This is a genomic window from Pseudomonas asplenii, assembly GCF_001293465.1.
In the GTDB taxonomy this organism is placed as follows: domain Bacteria; phylum Pseudomonadota; class Gammaproteobacteria; order Pseudomonadales; family Pseudomonadaceae; genus Aquipseudomonas; species Aquipseudomonas fuscovaginae_B.
In genome coordinates, this window is the sequence record NZ_JSYZ01000001.1 from 405,703 (window position 1) to 421,471 (window position 15,769).

Consider the following 15,769-nt stretch of genomic DNA (forward strand, 5'->3'; position numbering starts at 1 on the left):
TCATGTCCAAGCCTCTCCCCGAAGACGATGAGTCCCATCCCGACTATGTCAGCGCCCTGGCCGCCGGCTGGCTGCCGATTCGCGAAGTCGCCCGGCAGACCGGGGTCAATGCCGTCACCCTGCGTGCCTGGGAACGTCGCTATGGCCTGATCGTGCCCCATCGCACGGCCAAGGGTCATCGGTTGTTCTCCGCCGACCACGTGCAACGCATCCAGGCGATCCTGACCTGGCTGAATCGCGGCGTGGCGGTGCGCCAGGTCAAGCAGTTGCTCGACGCCCCGCAACCGCCCGCCGAGGCGCCGGAAAACGACTGGCACCGGTTGCACCAGGACCTGGTCCAGGCCATCGGCCGCCTGGACGAGCGCCAGGTCGACGACCGTTTCAACCAGGCGATGTCGCTGTACCCGCCGCGCACCGTCTGCGAACAGTTGCTGATCCCGCTGCTGGCCGAACTCGAACAGCGCTGGCAGGGCCAGTTCGGCGGACAGATGGAGCGGGTGTTCTTCCATTCCTGGCTGCGCAGCAAGCTGGGCGCACGGATCTACCACAACAACCGCCAGCTCAGGGGCCAGCCGCTGCTGCTGGTCAACCAGTCGGACCTGCCGCTCGAACCCCACCTGTGGCTGACCGCCTGGCTGGCGAGCAGCGCCGACTGCCCGGTGGAAGTCTTCGACTGGCCGGTGCCACCCGGCGAACTGGCGCTGGCCGTCGAACAGCTCAAGGCCCGCGCGTTGCTGCTGTATTCCAGCAAGACCCTGAATATGGCGGCGCTGCCCAGGCTGATCGGCGGGATCGAACAACCCGTACTGATCGCCGGTGCCTCGGTGTGCATCCACGCCACCGAACTGTCCGCCTGTACTGACGACCACCCCGGACTGAGCCTCGCCCAGGATCCGTTGGCGGCCTGCCAGAGCCTCACCCGGCTCGGCCTGCTCTGATGCTCCCCGGCACCAAGGAATGACTATGCAATTGTTCTGGCTGCGCACCGACCTGCGCCTGCATGACAACACCGCGCTCAGCGCCGCGGCCCGCAGCGGGCCAACGGTGGCGGTGTACCTGCTCACTCCCGGGCAATGGCGGGCCCATGACGATGCACCGTGCAAGGTCGACTTCTGGCTGCGTAACCTGCACGAGCTGGGCCAGGCGCTGGCCGGGCTGAACATTCCGCTGCTGATCCGCCACGCGGATACCTGGGACCAGGCCCCCGCCGTCCTGCTCGAACTGTGCCAGTCGCTGGGCATTGATGCCGTGCACGTCAACGAGGAATATGGCGTACACGAAACCCGCCGCGACCGCGCCGTGAGCAAGACCGTCGAGGCCCACGGCATCGCCTTCCACAGCCATCTCGACCAACTGTTCTTCCGCCCGGGCAGTGTCCTGACCCGTACCGGCGGCTACTTCCAGGTCTTCAGCCAGTTCCGCAAGGTCTGCTACAGCCGCCTGCATGGCGCCTTACCGGCGTTGGTCCCGGCCCCTGCGACCCAGGCGCCCCTGCCGATCGGGAGCGACCCGGTTCCAGCCGCGATCGACGGTTTCGACAGCCCCTCCCAGGCCTTGCGCGACCTCTGGCCCGCCGGTGAAAGCGAAGCCCGGCGACGTCTGGAGCACTTCGCCGACCAGCAGATCGACGCCTACCAGAGCGAACGCGACTTCCCGGCCAAGCCCGGCACCAGCCAACTCTCCGCCTACCTGGCCGCTGGGGTGGTGTCCCCGCGCCAATGCCTGCACGCAGCCCTGCAAAGCAACCAAGGCGAGTTCGACAGCGGCAACGCCGGCGCCATCACCTGGATCAACGAACTGCTCTGGCGCGAGTTCTACAAACATATCCTGGTCGGTTATCCGCGGGTCTCGCGGCATCGAGCGTTCCGCCCGGAGACCGAAGCCGTGGCCTGGCGCCATGCGCCCCGGGACCTGGAGGCCTGGCAGCAGGGCCGCACCGGCCTGCCGATCATCGACGCCGCCATGCGCCAGTTGCTCGACACCGGCTGGATGCACAACCGCCTGCGCATGGTGGTGGCGATGTTCCTGACCAAGAACCTGCTGATCGACTGGCGCGAGGGCGAGCGCTTCTTCATGCGCCACCTGATCGACGGCGACCTGGCGGCCAACAACGGCGGCTGGCAGTGGAGTTCCTCCACCGGCACCGATGCGGCGCCGTACTTCCGCATCTTCAACCCGATCAGCCAGTCGCAGAAATTCGACAGCGAAGGCCTGTTCATCAAGCACTGGCTGCCGGAACTGGCGGCGCTGAACAAAAAGGACGTGCACAACCCGGCCGCCCTCGGCGGGCTGTTCGGCGTGCCCGGTTATCCCCAGCCGATCGTCGACCTGGCCAGCAGTCGCGACCGGGCCCTGGCCGCTTTCAAGAGCCTGGCGCCGCGCCAGGATGGCGGGGGCCTGCATGAGTGAGTTCCTGCGCGACTTCGCCCGGCGCTTTTGCGCCGTGGACAGGCACAACCTGGGGTTGCTCGACGAACTGTACAGCGAGGACGTGCACTTCACCGACCCGCTGCACGAGGTTCACGGCCTGCCGGCGGTGCGCCGTTATTTCGCCGACCTGTACAGCAACGTCAGCGAACTGGCCTTCGACTTCCACGGCTTCGACCCGGTTCGCGACGGCGAAGGCTACCTGCGCTGGCACATGAGCTACCGCCACCCCAGGCTGGCCGGGGGCAAGCCGATCCATGTCGAGGGCTGTTCCCATCTGCTCTGGCACGAAAAGGTCTATCGCCATCGCGATTACTTCGATGCCGGCGCCCTGCTCTACGACCACCTGCCGTTGCTCGGCTGGGCCACCGCATGGCTGAAAAGGAGAATGGCATGAGTCCCAAACCCCCACGCCGCATCTGGCTGACCGGCGCCAGCAGTGGCATCGGTGCCGCCGTGGCCGAAGTGCTGCTCAAGGGTGGCGCCCGACTGGCGGTCAGCGCACGCAATGAACAGGCCCTGGAGGAGCTCGGCGAGCGTTATCCGGGCCAGGTGCTGGTGGTTCCCGGCGACCTGACCGACAGCCAGCAGGTGCGCGAGATCGGTGAACGCATCAGCCAGGCCTGGGGCGCCCTCGACACGGTGATTCTCAATGCCGGCACCTGTGAATATGTCGACGCCCGGGAGTTCGATGCCTCGGTCATCGAACGGGTGGTACGCACCAACCTGCTCGCCAGCAGCTATTGCATCGAGACCGCCCTGCCGCTGCTGCGGGCCGGCACCACACCGCACCTGGTCGGCATCGCCAGCGCCGTGACCTTCCTGCCGCTGCCACGCGCCGAGGCCTATGGCGCGTCGAAAGCCGGCATGCGCTACCTGTTCGAATCGCTGCGCATCGACCTGGCCTACGAGGGAATCGACGTCACCATCGTCAGCCCCGGCTTCGTCGACACGCCGCTGACCCGCAAGAACGACTTCCCGATGCCGCTGAGCTGGCCTGCCGACAAGGCCGCCGAGCACATCTGCGAGAGGTTGCCCCGACGGCCGCTGGAAATCGCCTTTCCAGCCCTGTTCATGGCCGGGCTCTGGCCGCTGTCACGCCTGCCCAGGCGCCTGCAACTGGCGATCGGCAAGCGCATGGCGCGCAACGGCCAACAGACCGAGGACCGCTCATGAAGATCGCCCTGATCGGCAGCGGTATCTCCGGCCTGACCTGCGCCTACCTGCTCAACCGGCAGCACTCGATCACGCTGTTCGAAGCCGCCGAATGGATCGGCGGCCACACCCATACGGTCGAAGTCACGGTCAACGGCCAACGCCATGCCATCGACACCGGCTTCATTGTCTTCAACGACTGGACCTACCCGAACTTCATCCGCCTGCTCGGCCAGCTCGGGGTCGGCCACAAGCCTACCGAAATGAGTTTTTCGGTGCATGACCCGGCCAGCGGCCTGGAGTACAACGGCAACAACCTCAACAGCCTGTTCGCCCAGCGCAGCAACCTGTTGTCGCCCGGCTTCTGGGGCATGTTGCGCGACATCCTGCGCTTCAACCGCCAGGCCCTCGCCGACCTCGAGCAACAGCGCATCGCCGCCGACACCACCCTCGGCGCCTATCTGCGCGATGGCCGCTACGGCGAACGCTTCATCCAGCACTACATCGTGCCGATGGGTGCGGCGATCTGGTCGATGTCACTGGCGGACATGCTCGGTTTCCCGTTGCAGTTCTTCGTCCGTTTCTTCAGCAACCATGGCCTGCTGTCGGTCAACGACCGTCCGCAGTGGCGGGTCATCGAGGGCGGTTCAAGCAGCTACGTGGCCCCCTTGACCGCCGGTTTTCGCCAGAACATCCGCCTGAACTGCCCGGTGACCCGGGTCGAACGCGACGAACAGGGCGTGGTTATCCACAGCGCCGCCGGCAGCGAACGCTTCGACAAGGTGGTGTTCGCCTGTCACAGCGACCAGGCCCTCGGGTTGCTGGCCGAACCGAGCGAGGCCGAGCGGCAGATCCTCGGTGCCCTGCCCTACGCCGACAACGAGGTGGTGCTGCACACCGACACCCGCCTGCTGCCGCAGCGTCCACTGGCCTGGGCCAGCTGGAACTATCGCCTCGGCGGCCAGCGCCAGGCGGCAGTGACCTACAACATGAACATTCTCCAGGGTCTCGTCAGCGACACCACCTTCTGCGTCAGCCTCAACCAGACGGCCGACATAGACCCGCGCAAGGTTCTGGCCCGCTACACCTACGCCCACCCGCAATACAACCTGGCCGCCATCGCCGCGCAGCAGCGCTGGGAGGAATTGTATGGTGATCGCCATACCTACTACTGTGGCGCCTACTGGGCCAACGGTTTCCACGAAGACGGCGTGACCAGCGCCCTGCGGGTGGCCGGTGCCTTCGGGGAGCAGCTGTGAACAGCGCCCTGTACAGCGGCTGGATCAGCCACCGACGCTTTGCGCCCCGGCGCCACGCCTTCCGCTACCGGATCGGCCTGCTGTACCTGGACCTCGCCGAGCAGGACAACGTCCTCGGCCTCTCCCCCCTGGCCGGGCGTCACCGCTTCGCGCCCTTTGCCTGGCGCGAGACCGACCACCTGTGCGCCTTCACCCGTCAGGGCATGCCGTTGATCGATGCGGTACGCCAGCAGGTTGCCCTGGCCCTCGGCCAGGCGCCGCAAGGCGCCGTGCGCCTTTTGACGCAACCACGCAGTTGGGGGTTGTCGTTCAACCCGGTGAGTTTCTTCTACTGCTTCGACAGCGACGAGCGCCTGGCGGCGATTCTCTGCGAGGTGACCAACACGCCCTGGGGCGAGCGCTACCACTACGTGCTCGCCGCCAACGGCACGGGCCATCAGCATGTCACGGCGGCGAAGTCGTTCCATGTCTCGCCATTCCTGCCCCGCGACCTGCAATACCGTATGAGTTTCAGCCAGCCCGGCGAACGCCTCGGCGTGCACATGGCCGACTGGCAGGGCGAACTGAAGCTGTTCGATGCCACCCTCGACCTGCAACGCCAGGACCTGGACCGGGCCAGCCTGCATCGCCACCTGTGGCGCTTTCCCTGGATGAGCGCCAAGACCTGCCTGTCGATCTACTGGCAGGCCCTGCGCCTGCTGCTCAAACGGACACCCCTCTTCTCCCACCAGGCCGCCGATGGCGCCTTCAGCATTGCCACCGCGCAACCCGAGGAACAACGTCATGAAAAGTCCTAGCCTGGTGACCAGGAACAACCTGTGGAGCGCCAACCGCTTCAGCACCGGTCTGCTGCGCCGTGGCGTGCTGCGCCAGTTGAGAGCGCTGCGTCACGGCCAGTTGCTGGTGGTCGAGGACGGCGAGCGCCAGCTGTTCGGCCAGCCCGGCAGCGGCCTGCTGGGCGAGATCCATGTCCAGGACCCGGCGGCCTGGGGCCTGGTCGCCGGCAACGGCTCGATCGGCGCCGGCGAGGCCTTCATCCATGGCTACTGGACCAGCCCGGACCTGACCGCGGTGATCCGCGTGTTCGTCAGCAACCTCGACGTGCTCGATGCCATGGAAGGCGGCCTGGCCCGACTGGGAAGGCCCTTCATCCAGGGATTGCACTGGCTCAATCGCAACACCCGCCAGGGCTCGCGCAAGAACATCGCGGCTCACTACGACCTGGGCAACGACCTGTTCGAGCAGTTTCTCGATCCGACCATGATGTACTCGGCGGCGCAGTTCCTCAGCCCCGAAGACAGCCTGGAACAGGCCCAGTTGAATAAGCTGGAACGCATCTGCCAGAAGCTGGAACTGAAGCCGGGCGATCACCTGCTGGAAATCGGTACCGGCTGGGGCAGCATGGCGATCCATGCCGCCCAGCACTACGGCTGCAAGGTCACCACCACCACGCTGTCCCGCGAACAGCTGGCCTATGCCCGCCAACGCGTCGAGGCCCTGGGCCTGCAGGACCGGATCACCCTGCTGCTGGAAGACTACCGGGACCTCACCGGCCAATACGACAAGCTGGTCTCCATCGAAATGATCGAAGCCGTCGGCCATCGTTTCCTGCCCGACTACTTCCGCCAGTGCGCCCGCCTGCTCAAGAGCGACGGCCTGATGCTGCTGCAGAGCATCACCATCCGCGAGCAACGTTATGAACAGGCGAAGAACAGCGTCGACTTCATCCAGCGCTACATCTTCCCTGGCGGGGCGCTGCCCAGTGTGCAGAAGCTGCTTGAGGTGGCCGGTCAACACACCGACATGAACCTGCTGCACATGGAGGACTTCGGCCTGCACTACGCGCGCACCCTGCGCCTGTGGCACGAGAATTTCCAGCAGGCCCATCCGCGCCTGGCCGAGCTGGGCTATGACGGGTATTTCCTGCGCCTGTGGGAGTTCTACCTGTGTTACTGCGAAGGCGGTTTCCTCGAACGCGCCCTGGGCACCGCGCAACTGCTGCTGGCCAAACCGGCGGCACGGCCGCAGCCGTTGCTCGGGCGCTTCGAGGGCTGAACGACGGGACGCTACAGCGGCATCGTGTAGTGCAGGGCGTAGCTTTCGATACCGTCGTTCGGCGTGCGGATACCGGCATTGGAATAGTGGGTGGCGCGAATCCCCACTTCATGCCCGCCGGCAAAGCGCAGGCCGAAACCGAGACGGTCCTCGAACTGGAAGGCCGAGCCGAGCTTGTTGTCCTCGATTTCCGTGTGGGCGAAAAGCGCCACGCCGATCCCCGCCTCGATATAGGGTTTGACCGAAGCCCCGGAAAACTCGTACACGAACACCGGCGAGAACGACAGGCTGTGGTTGCTGGAGACCTTATCGCCGTCCCAGTAGGTGTAGGCGCCGTTCCAGTAGCCGGTCAGGCGACCGACATCGCTTTGCAACCAGCTTTTATCCCAATCCCATTGCAGGCCCAAGCGGTAGGTCTGGGTCGAATCGCTGGTCTGGCCAAGGGAAAACTCGACACCGGCCGCTTGTGCCGTCACGCCATACATCAGGGTCGCGGCCGTCAACGCAGCCAGACAGAACAATCTCTTCATCAGAAATATCCTATTTCAAAGGGATGTTTTACAGCGAGGAAGACCTTCAATAGAAGCGTGACGCGAGGCAGAAGTTCAGCAAATTCCAGGGCTTTTTCAAGAATTTTCCTAACGTTCGAAGCTTTCCACGCTGCCTGGCTTATTCCATAGCATCGGCAGGATCTTTCCGAGGTGATGCGGATCAGCACTGGTCCAGAACCGCGCCTCGCGGGCTGGCTCCGTGGACAGCAGGTCGCGGGCCTGCAACAGGCGCTGGAGCTGCCGGGCTACTGCGGCGCCGGTGTCGATCAGGCTGATGGAGGCGGGAACCATCTCCAGCAGCAGCGGCTTGAGGAACGGATAGTGGGTGCAGCCGAGAATGATGGTGTCGCAACCGGCCGCCAGCAATGGCTCGACATAGCTGGACAACAGCTGGCGCAGGGCCTGGCTGTGCAGGTCGCCGCCCTCGATCATCTCGACCAGCCCGGGACAGGGCTGGGTGACCACCCGCACATCGTTGGCGAAGCGGTCGAGCAAGGCGGCGAACTTGGCGCTCTGCAAGGTACCGGTGGTCGCCAGCACGCCGACCACGCCACTGTGGGTGGCGGCGGCGGCCGGCTTGACCGCCGGCTCCATGCCCACCAGCGGCCAGTCCGGGTAACGCTGGCGCAGGTCGGCGACCCCGGCGACAGTGGCGGTATTGCAGGCGATCACCAATGCCTTGGCCCCCTGCTCGCGCAGGAAGCCGGCAATCACCTCGCAACGCTGGCGAATGTATTCCGGGCTTTTTTCACCGTAGGGAATGTGCCCACAGTCGGCGATATACAGCAGCGATTCGTTGGGCAGCAGGCGGTGGATTTCATTGAGTACCGACAGGCCGCCGACACCCGAGTCGAACACCCCGATCGGCGCCTCACGCATGGCGGCTACCGCAGACGCTGCACTGCGGGTCGCGCTTGACCCGTAGCTCACGGAACTTCGTACTCAAGGCATCGACCAGCAACAACCGGCCAACCAGCGGGTCGCCAAAGCCGGCGAGCAGCTTCAGCGCCTCCAGGGCTTGCAGGCTGCCGACCAATCCCACCAGCGGGCCAACCACTCCGGCCTCGCTGCAGGTCAACTCGGCCTCGCTGCCGTGGCCGTACAGGCAGTGGTAGCACGGGCTGTCGGCGCGACGCGGGTCGAACACCGACAACTGGCCTTCGAGACGGATCGCCGCTCCGCTGACCAGCGGCTTGCCGGCCGCCACGCACGCGGCGTTGACCGCCTCGCGGGTGGCAAAGTTGTCACAGCAGTCGAGCACCAGGTCGACAGCGGCGATGGCCACGCCCAGACTGTCCTCATCCAGGGCCTGGCGATGGGCGACCAGGCGCACCTCGGGGTTGAGCACGGTCAGCCGGCGCACGGCCGAGTCGACCTTGCTCGAACCGACGCTGTCGGTGTCGTGGATGATCTGGCGTTGCAGGTTGGTCAGGTCGACGCTGTCGAAATCCGCCAGGTGCAACTCGCCCACGCCGGCGGCAGCCAGGTACAGGGCCACCGGCGCACCGAGGCCGCCAAGACCGACGATCAGCACCCGGCTGTGTTTCAGGCGCAACTGGCCGTCGATATCGACCTGTCGCAACAGGATCTGCCGGCTATAGCGCAACAGCTCCTGATCGTTCAGCACGGCAGCCGTCCCAGGCTGATGCGCTGATGACCGCCCAGGTCGGTGCGGCTGTGCACCTCGCTGAAACCTTGCGCCGCCAGCAGCCCGCGCACCGCGTCGGCCTGGTCGTAACCGTGCTCGAGCAGCAACCAGCCACCGGCCTCCAGGTGCGCGGGTGCCTGGGCGATGATCGTGCGCAGGTCATCCAGGCCATCGGCACCGGCCACCAGGGCACTGGCCGGCTCGAAGCGCACGTCACCCTCGGCCAGGTGCGGATCGGCCGCGGCGATGTAGGGGGGGTTGCTGATGATCAATTGAAAACGCAGGCCTTGCAGGGCACTGAACCAGTGACTGTGCAGCACCGTGGCGTTATCCAGGCCCAGACGCTGGCGATTGCGTTCGGCCAGGGCCACCGCTTCCGGCACGCGGTCCACCGCCGTGACCTGCCAGGCCGGGCGCTCGCTGGCCAGGGCCAGGGCAATCGCGCCGGTGCCGGTGCCGAGGTCGAGCACCCTGGCCGGGGTGGCCGGCAGCAGTTCCAGGGCGGCTTCCACCAGCAACTCGGTATCCGGGCGCGGAATCAGGGTGTGCGGCGCGACCTCCAGGTCGAGCTTCCAGAAGCCCTGCTGGCCCAGGATGTAGGCCACCGGCTCACCTTCGCGGCGGCGCTGGAGGAAATCGCCGAAGGTCTGCGCGTCCTCGCTGCTGACGATCTTTTCCGGCCAGGTGTGCAGGTAACTGCGGGATTTGCCCAGGGCCGCCGCCAGCAGCAACTCGGCGTCCAGGCGCGCGGTTGGCGAGTCGGGCAGTTCAGCGGCGCGCAGCAGGCTGGCAATAATAGTCATTCAGTCACCCAGCGCCGCCAGTTGGTCGGCCTGGTATTCGGCCAGCAGCGGTTCGATCACCGCCTCGACTCCACCGGCCATGATTTCGTCCAGGGAGTACAGGGTCAGGTTGACACGGTGATCGGTGACCCGGCCCTGGGGGAAGTTGTAGGTACGGATACGCTCGGAGCGGTCGCCGGAGCCCACCAGCAACTTGCGCTCGCTGGCAATCGCGTTGGCGGCGGCGCTGGCCTGCTGGTCATTGAGCTTGGCCGACAGCCAGGCCATGGCCCGTGCCCGGTTCTTGTGCTGGGAACGCTCTTCCTGGCACTCCACCACGATCCCGGACGGAATGTGGGTGATGCGGATCGCCGAATCGGTCTTGTTCACGTGCTGGCCGCCCGCCCCCGAGGAGCGGTAGGTGTCGATGCGCAGGTCGGCCGGGTTGATCTCGATGGCTTCCTGTTCGTCCGGCTCGGGCAACACGGCCACGGTGCAGGCCGAGGTATGGATACGCCCCTGGGACTCGGTGGCCGGTACGCGCTGCACACGATGGGCGCCCGATTCGAATTTCAGCTTGCCGTAGACATTCTCGCCCTCGACCCGGGCGATGACCTCTTTATAGCCGCCATGCTCGCCCTCGCTCTCCGAGAGAATCTCCACCCGCCAGCCGCGTTTTTCGGCGTAACGCGAGTACATGCGGAACAGATCGCCCGAGAAGATCGCCGCCTCGTCGCCGCCGGTACCGGCACGAATCTCGAGGAACACGTTGCGTCCGTCGTTGGGGTCCTTGGGCAGCAGCATGCGTTGCAGGGTGGATTCCAGCTCGACCAGTTGCTCCTTGGCCTCGCGGACTTCCTCGACCGCCATTTCGCGCAGGTCCGGGTCGCTGTCCTTGAGCAGCGCCTGGGCGCCCTCGAGGTCCGCCTGCACCTTCAGCACCTGCTGGTAGGCGGCGACGATCGGCTCGACCTCGGCGTACTCCTTGGAGTAGGTGCGGAACCTGGCCTGGTCGGAAATGACCTCGCCATCGCCAAGCAAGGCGGTCAGTTCCTCGAAACGGTCCTGGAGGACGTCCAACTTTTTGAGCAGTGACGCTTTCATTGCGGTTTCTTATCCGAAAAGCTATCCGATGAGCCCTCACGGAGGGCAAAGAGTTCCTGCGCCATGGCCAGCGCATCGAGACGGCCTTCGGCGGACAACTTCTTCAGTTGCACACTGGGCGCATGCATCAACTTGTTGGTCAGGCCGCGGGCCAGTTGCATCAGCACGTCCTCGGCGCTGTTGCCATTGGCCAGCAGACGCTGGGCCTTTTGCAATTCTTCGTCACGCAGGCGCTCGCTCTGCTGGCGGTAGGCACGCAGCACATCCACCGCGGCCAGCTCGCGCAGGCGCGCCATGAAGTCGTCGACGCCGTTGCTCACCAGTTCCTCGGCCGCCTGCGCGGCGCCCTGGCGGCTCTTGAGGTTCTCGGCGACCACTTCGTGGAGATCGTCGACGGTATAGAGGTAAACGTCGTCCAACTCGCCGACTTCCGGCTCGATATCCCGGGGGACGGCGATGTCCACCATGAAGATCGGCTTGTGCTTGCGCAGCTTCAGTGCGCTTTCCACGGCGCCCTTGCCGAGAATCGGCAACTGGCTGGCGGTGGAGCTGATGACGATGTCGCTGTGCACCAGCTCCTGGGGAATGTCGGCCAGCAGCACCGCATGGGCACCGAACTCCTCGGCAAGGGTCTTGGCCCGCTCCAGGGTCCGGTTGGCCACCACGATACGCTTGACGCCCTGCTCGTGCAGGTGGCGGGCGACCAGGGTGATGGTCTCGCCGGCACCGATCAGCAGCGCGGTGCTGCGCTGCAGGTCGCTGAAAATCTGTTTCGCCAGGCTGACGGCGGCAAACGCCACCGACACCGGGTTCTCGCCGATGGCGGTATCGGTGCGCACCTGCTTGGCGGCGCTGAAGGTGGCCTGGAACAGCCGCCCGAGCAGCGGACCGACGGTTCCGGCTTCGCGTGCCACGGCATAGGCCGACTTCATCTGGCCGAGAATCTGCGGCTCGCCGAGCACCAGCGAATCCAGCCCGGAGGCGACACGCATCATGTGACGAACGGCCGCATCGTCCTCGTGCACATAGGCGCTGGCACGCAGCTCTTCCAGGCTCAGGTGGTGATAATCGGCCAGCCAGCGCAGTACCGTCTCCGCCGCCAGGTGATCCTGCTCCACATACAGTTCGCTGCGATTGCAGGTGGAGAGGATAGCGGCTTCCCGGCTGTCGGTCAGACGGCAGAGCTGCTGCAGCGCCTCCACCAACTGCTCGGGAGTGAACGCCACGCGCTCGCGCACGTCTACGGAGGCCGTCTTGTGGTTGATGCCGAGTGCGAGGAAGGCCATTCAAGGTCGCTGATGATGTCGAGAAGCCGACAATTGTCCTACTTCACCCGGTTCAGAACAACCACCGCCGACTATTGTCATAATCGAACGTTGCTATTAATGCCCCCGGTGAGCGGTCTCGGGTATGGTTCTGCCCACCGCTTGTGTCATGATGGCCCGACCGCAGGTTAGTTGCCCTTCTCCTATATGAATAGATCGTCCGCGTTGCTTCTCGCTTTTGCCTTCCTCAGCGGCTGCCAGGCCCTGGCACCCGTGTCGCCGGTCCATACACCGCCGGCCGAGGAAACCACGGCGGCCCCGGAAAAGCCCAAGGTCTACGGCTCCTTCAGTGAAGACACGGTCTTCAGCCTGCTGAGCGCGGAACTGGCCGGACAGCGAAATCGTTTCGATATTGCCCTGGACAACTACGTCACCCAGGCGATCAACACCCAGGACCCGGGCATCTCCGAGCGCGCCTTCCGCATCGCCGAGTACCTGGGTGCCGACCAGGCCGCCCTCGACACCTCGCTGATCTGGGCGAAAAACGCCCCGGACGATCTCGAAGCACAGCGTGCGGCCGCCATCCAGCTGGCCCGCGGCGGGCGTTATGACGATTCCATGGTCTATATGGAGAAGGTCCTGCAGGGCAAGGGCGATACCCACTTCGACTTCCTCGCCCTGTCGGCCGCCGACACCGACCAGGACACCCGCAACGGCCTGATGAAGAGCTTCGACCGCCTGCTGGTCAGGCATCCGAAGAACGGCCAGCTGATTTTCGGCAAGGCCCTGCTGCTGCAACAGGACGGCGACAACCAGGGCGCCCTGACGCTGCTGGAGAACAACCCGCCGGAAGATGGCGAGATCGCGCCGCTGCTGCTGCGCGCGCGCCTGCTGCAGAACCTCAATCGCGGCAAGGAAGCGATTCCGCTGCTGGAAAAAAGCATCAGGAAGTACCCGGAAGACAAGCGCCTGCGCCTGACCTATGCGCGCATGCTGGTCGAACAGGACCGCATGGCCGACGCCAAGGTGCAGTTCTCCAACCTGGTCCAGCAGTATCCGGAAGACGACGAACTGCGCTTCTCCCTGGCACTGGTCTGCCTGGAAGCCAAGGCCTGGGACGAGGCCAAGGGCTATCTCGAGGAACTGATCGCCCGTGACAGCCACGTCGACTCCGCCCATTTGAACCTCGGCCGCATCGCCGAGGAGAAAAACGACCCGCAGGGCGCCCTGGAAGAATACGAGCAGGTCGGTGCGGGCAACGACTACCTGCCGGCCCAACTGCGCCAGGCCGACATCCTGGTCACCAGCGGCCGTGGCGCCGAGGCCTCGAAGCGGCTCGCCGCGGCCCGTGACGAGCAGCCGGACTACGCGATCCAGCTGTACCTGATCGAAGCCGAGATCTTCTCCGCCAACAATCAGGGCGAGCAGGCCTGGAAAGTCCTGCAACAGGCGCTGCTGCAGTATCCGGACGACCTCAACCTGCTTTACACCCGTGCCATGCAGGCGGAGAAACGCAACGATCTGGCCCAGATGGAAAAGGACCTGCGGGCGATTCTCAAGCGCGAACCGGACAACGCCATGGCCCTCAATGCCCTCGGCTACACCCTGTCCGATCGCACCACCCGCTATGCCGAAGCCAAGGAACTGATCGAAAAGGCTCACCAGTTGAACCCGGAAGATCCCGCCGTGCTCGACAGCCTCGGCTGGGTCAATTTCCGCCTGGGCAACCTTGACGAGGCCGAGCGCCTGCTGCGTCAGGCCCTGGAGCGCTTCCCCGACCAGGAGGTCGCGGCGCACCTGGGCGAAGTCCTGTGGGCCAATGGCAAGCAGGGCGAAGCCAGAAAAATCTGGGGCAGGTTCCTCAAGGACCAGCCCGACAGCCCCATCCTGCGTGGCACCATCAAACGCCTGACCGGTTCCGAGACTCTTTAAGCTTATGTTCCTGCGCCACCTCGTTGTTTTCAGCCTGATCGCCCTGCTCGCCGGTTGTGCGGGCTTCGGCGCCCGTGAGTCCGTCAAGGGCCACGGCGACCCGGCCCGCTGGGCCAGCCACAAGCAGCAGTTGAGCAGCCTCGATGGCTGGCAGATCAACGGCAAGGTCGGCATCCGTGCGCCGAAGGACTCCGGCAGCGGCACACTGTTCTGGCTTCAGCGCCAGGACTACTACGACATTCGCCTGTCCGGCCCGCTGGGCCGGGGTGCCGCGCGCCTGACGGGGCGTCCCGGCCAGGTCTCGCTGGAAGTGGCCAACCAGGGCCGCTACGAGGCGCAAAGCCCCGAAGCCCTGCTGGAGGAGCAACTGGGCTGGAAACTGCCGGTTTCCCATCTGGTCTGGTGGGTCCGCGGCCTGCCCGCACCCGACAGCAAGAGCCGCCTGAGCCTGGACAACGACAGCCGGCTCGCCACCCTGGAGCAGGACGGCTGGCAGGTCGAATACCAGAGCTATGCCGAACAGAACGGCTACTGGCTGCCCGAGCGCCTGAAGCTGCACGGCCAGGATCTCGACGTCACGCTCGTCGTAAAGGACTGGCAGCCACGCCGGCTGGGGCAATGACATGAGCGCCCGCCAACTGACCCTGCCCTCGCCGGCCAAGCTGAACCTGATGCTGCACATCATCGGCCGCCGGGCCGATGGTTATCACGAGCTGCAGACGCTGTTCCAGTTCCTCGACCACGGTGACGAGCTGCGCTTTGCCCTGCGTGACGACGGGGTGATCCACCTGCGCACCGAGTTCGACGGCGTGCCCCACGACAGTAACCTGATCGTGCGCGCGGCGAAAAAACTCCAGGAACAATCCGGATCGACGCTCGGCGCGGACATCTGGATCGACAAGATCCTGCCCATGGGTGGCGGCATCGGCGGCGGCAGCTCGAATGCCGCGACCACCCTGCTCGGCCTGAACCATCTGTGGCAACTGAACTGGGATGAGGACCGCCTGGCGGCCCTGGGCCTGAGCCTGGGTGCCGACGTGCCGGTTTTCGTCCGCGGCCATGCGGCTTTCGCCGAAGGTGTCGGGGAAAAGCTCACCCCGGTGGACCCCGAGGAACCGTGGTATGTCGTGCTTGTCCCGCAAGTCTCTGTAAGTACAGCAGAAATTTTTTCGGATCCGCTGTTGACACGTGACTCCGCGCCCATTAAAGTGCGCCCCGTTCCCGAGGGAAACAGTCGAAATGACTGCTTGCCGGTTGTTTCAAGGCGTTATCCGGAAGTACGTAATGCCTTGAGTTCGCTGGGTAAATTTACCGAAGCGAAACTGACCGGAACTGGAAGTTGTGTGTTTGGGGCCTTCCCAAACAAAGCTGAAGCTGATAAAGTCTCGGCCCTTCTTGCAGAGACCCATACAGGGTTTGTAGCCAAAGGCAGCAACATCTCGATGTTGCACCGAAAGTTGCAAAGTCTGCTCCAGGAATGCGAGTAGCAGCTACTCGTAGCAACAGATACAGGGGCGTCGCCAAGCGGTAAGGCAGCAGGTTTTGATCCTGCCATGCGTTGGTTCGAATCCAGCCGCCCCTGCCATTTTCT

16 protein-coding genes and 1 tRNA gene are annotated in these 15,769 nt (G+C 65.0%); 11 read left to right on the top strand and 6 right to left on the bottom strand.

What is annotated here, in order from left to right; translation table 11 throughout:
- Nucleotides 1–2: 2 nt before the first annotated feature.
- From PF66_RS01915 to PF66_RS01945, 7 genes are read left to right on the top strand one after another with little or no spacing between them, the layout of a single operon-like run.
- On the top strand, nucleotides 3–938 hold the full coding sequence (locus tag PF66_RS01915) for a MerR family transcriptional regulator (protein WP_054061756.1): 936 nt from the start codon (nucleotides 3–5) through the stop codon (nucleotides 936–938).
- A gap of 25 nt (nucleotides 939–963) precedes the next feature.
- Complete coding sequence (phrB, locus tag PF66_RS01920) at nucleotides 964–2,409, top strand: deoxyribodipyrimidine photo-lyase (RefSeq protein ID WP_054061757.1); 1,446 nt, start codon at nucleotides 964–966, stop codon at nucleotides 2,407–2,409.
- On the top strand, nucleotides 2,402–2,824 hold the full coding sequence (locus PF66_RS01925; protein WP_054060984.1) for a nuclear transport factor 2 family protein: 423 nt from the start codon (nucleotides 2,402–2,404) through the stop codon (nucleotides 2,822–2,824). Before phrB ends, PF66_RS01925 begins: the two co-directional genes overlap by 8 nt.
- On the top strand, nucleotides 2,821–3,603 hold the full coding sequence (locus PF66_RS01930) for an SDR family NAD(P)-dependent oxidoreductase (protein WP_054061758.1): 783 nt from the start codon (nucleotides 2,821–2,823) through the stop codon (nucleotides 3,601–3,603). The genes PF66_RS01925 and PF66_RS01930 overlap by 4 nt, the downstream gene beginning before the upstream one ends.
- On the top strand, nucleotides 3,600–4,841 hold the full coding sequence (locus PF66_RS01935; RefSeq protein ID WP_054061759.1) for an NAD(P)/FAD-dependent oxidoreductase: 1,242 nt from the start codon (nucleotides 3,600–3,602) through the stop codon (nucleotides 4,839–4,841). Before PF66_RS01930 ends, PF66_RS01935 begins: the two co-directional genes overlap by 4 nt.
- On the top strand, nucleotides 4,838–5,638 hold the full coding sequence (locus PF66_RS01940) for a DUF1365 domain-containing protein (RefSeq protein ID WP_054061760.1): 801 nt from the start codon (nucleotides 4,838–4,840) through the stop codon (nucleotides 5,636–5,638). The genes PF66_RS01935 and PF66_RS01940 overlap by 4 nt, the downstream gene beginning before the upstream one ends.
- A complete protein-coding gene (locus PF66_RS01945) occupies nucleotides 5,625–6,896 on the top strand; it encodes an SAM-dependent methyltransferase (RefSeq protein WP_054061761.1) in 1,272 nt (423 codons plus the stop codon). The genes PF66_RS01940 and PF66_RS01945 overlap by 14 nt, the downstream gene beginning before the upstream one ends.
- An 11-nt stretch (nucleotides 6,897–6,907) precedes the next feature.
- Here the strand turns inward: PF66_RS01945 and PF66_RS01950 are convergent, their stop codons facing one another.
- The 6 genes from PF66_RS01950 to hemA form a co-directional block, all read right to left on the bottom strand.
- Nucleotides 6,908–7,426, bottom strand: coding sequence for an acyloxyacyl hydrolase (locus tag PF66_RS01950; protein ID WP_054060979.1), 519 nt, complete (start codon nucleotides 7,424–7,426; stop codon nucleotides 6,908–6,910).
- 108 nt (nucleotides 7,427–7,534) lie between these two features.
- On the bottom strand, nucleotides 7,535–8,326 hold the full coding sequence (gene murI, locus PF66_RS01955) for a glutamate racemase (RefSeq protein WP_054061762.1): 792 nt from the start codon (nucleotides 8,324–8,326) through the stop codon (nucleotides 7,535–7,537).
- Nucleotides 8,319–9,074, bottom strand: coding sequence for a molybdopterin-synthase adenylyltransferase MoeB (locus PF66_RS01960; protein WP_054061763.1), 756 nt, complete (start codon nucleotides 9,072–9,074; stop codon nucleotides 8,319–8,321). Before PF66_RS01960 ends, murI begins: the two co-directional genes overlap by 8 nt.
- Nucleotides 9,068–9,898, bottom strand: coding sequence for a peptide chain release factor N(5)-glutamine methyltransferase (gene prmC / locus PF66_RS01965; RefSeq protein ID WP_054061764.1), 831 nt, complete (start codon nucleotides 9,896–9,898; stop codon nucleotides 9,068–9,070). Before prmC ends, PF66_RS01960 begins: the two co-directional genes overlap by 7 nt.
- Entirely contained in the window at nucleotides 9,899–10,981 is a 1,083-nt protein-coding gene (prfA, locus tag PF66_RS01970; protein ID WP_054060645.1) for a peptide chain release factor 1, read from the bottom strand.
- Nucleotides 10,978–12,267, bottom strand: a complete 1,290-nt coding sequence (gene hemA / locus PF66_RS01975; RefSeq protein ID WP_054060644.1) for a glutamyl-tRNA reductase — start codon at nucleotides 12,265–12,267, stop codon at nucleotides 10,978–10,980. Before hemA ends, prfA begins: the two co-directional genes overlap by 4 nt.
- 186 nt (nucleotides 12,268–12,453) lie before the next feature.
- Between hemA and PF66_RS01980 the strand changes: the two genes are divergently transcribed.
- From PF66_RS01980 to PF66_RS01995, 4 genes are all read left to right on the top strand, one after another.
- Nucleotides 12,454–14,178, top strand: a complete 1,725-nt coding sequence (locus tag PF66_RS01980; protein ID WP_054060643.1) for a tetratricopeptide repeat protein — start codon at nucleotides 12,454–12,456, stop codon at nucleotides 14,176–14,178.
- Between the two features lie 4 nt (nucleotides 14,179–14,182).
- Nucleotides 14,183–14,800 carry a lipoprotein insertase outer membrane protein LolB gene (lolB, locus tag PF66_RS01985; protein WP_054061765.1) on the top strand — a complete coding sequence of 206 codons (618 nt, stop codon included), beginning with the start codon at nucleotides 14,183–14,185 and terminating at the stop codon, nucleotides 14,798–14,800.
- Between the two features lies 1 nt (nucleotide 14,801).
- A complete protein-coding gene (gene ispE, locus PF66_RS01990) occupies nucleotides 14,802–15,665 on the top strand; it encodes a 4-(cytidine 5'-diphospho)-2-C-methyl-D-erythritol kinase (protein ID WP_054061766.1) in 864 nt (287 codons plus the stop codon).
- A 23-nt stretch (nucleotides 15,666–15,688) separates the two neighbouring features.
- A tRNA-Gln gene (locus tag PF66_RS01995) sits at nucleotides 15,689–15,763 on the top strand.
- Nucleotides 15,764–15,769 lie beyond the last annotated feature (6 nt).

Excerpts from the sequence above, each read along its gene's own strand:
- PF66_RS01935 (WP_054061759.1), top strand. The coding sequence starts at position 3,600 with ATGAAGATCGCCCTGATCGGCAGCGGTATCTCCGGCCTGACCTGCGCC.
- PF66_RS01945 (WP_054061761.1), top strand. The coding sequence starts at position 5,625 with ATGAAAAGTCCTAGCCTGGTGACCAGGAACAACCTGTGGAGCGCCAAC.
- prfA (WP_054060645.1), bottom strand. The coding sequence starts at position 10,981 with ATGAAAGCGTCACTGCTCAAAAAGTTGGACGTCCTCCAGGACCGTTTC.
- PF66_RS01915 (WP_054061756.1), top strand. The coding sequence starts at position 3 with ATGTCCAAGCCTCTCCCCGAAGACGATGAGTCCCATCCCGACTATGTC.
- prmC (WP_054061764.1), bottom strand. The coding sequence starts at position 9,898 with ATGACTATTATTGCCAGCCTGCTGCGCGCCGCTGAACTGCCCGACTCG.
- PF66_RS01950 (WP_054060979.1), bottom strand. The coding sequence starts at position 7,426 with ATGAAGAGATTGTTCTGTCTGGCTGCGTTGACGGCCGCGACCCTGATG.
- PF66_RS01980 (WP_054060643.1), top strand. The coding sequence starts at position 12,454 with ATGAATAGATCGTCCGCGTTGCTTCTCGCTTTTGCCTTCCTCAGCGGC.
- phrB (WP_054061757.1), top strand. The coding sequence starts at position 964 with ATGCAATTGTTCTGGCTGCGCACCGACCTGCGCCTGCATGACAACACC.
- hemA (WP_054060644.1), bottom strand. The coding sequence starts at position 12,267 with ATGGCCTTCCTCGCACTCGGCATCAACCACAAGACGGCCTCCGTAGAC.
- PF66_RS01925 (WP_054060984.1), top strand. The coding sequence starts at position 2,402 with ATGAGTGAGTTCCTGCGCGACTTCGCCCGGCGCTTTTGCGCCGTGGAC.
- PF66_RS01930 (WP_054061758.1), top strand. The coding sequence starts at position 2,821 with ATGAGTCCCAAACCCCCACGCCGCATCTGGCTGACCGGCGCCAGCAGT.
- ispE (WP_054061766.1), top strand. The coding sequence starts at position 14,802 with ATGAGCGCCCGCCAACTGACCCTGCCCTCGCCGGCCAAGCTGAACCTG.
- murI (WP_054061762.1), bottom strand. The coding sequence starts at position 8,326 with ATGCGTGAGGCGCCGATCGGGGTGTTCGACTCGGGTGTCGGCGGCCTG.
- lolB (WP_054061765.1), top strand. The coding sequence starts at position 14,183 with ATGTTCCTGCGCCACCTCGTTGTTTTCAGCCTGATCGCCCTGCTCGCC.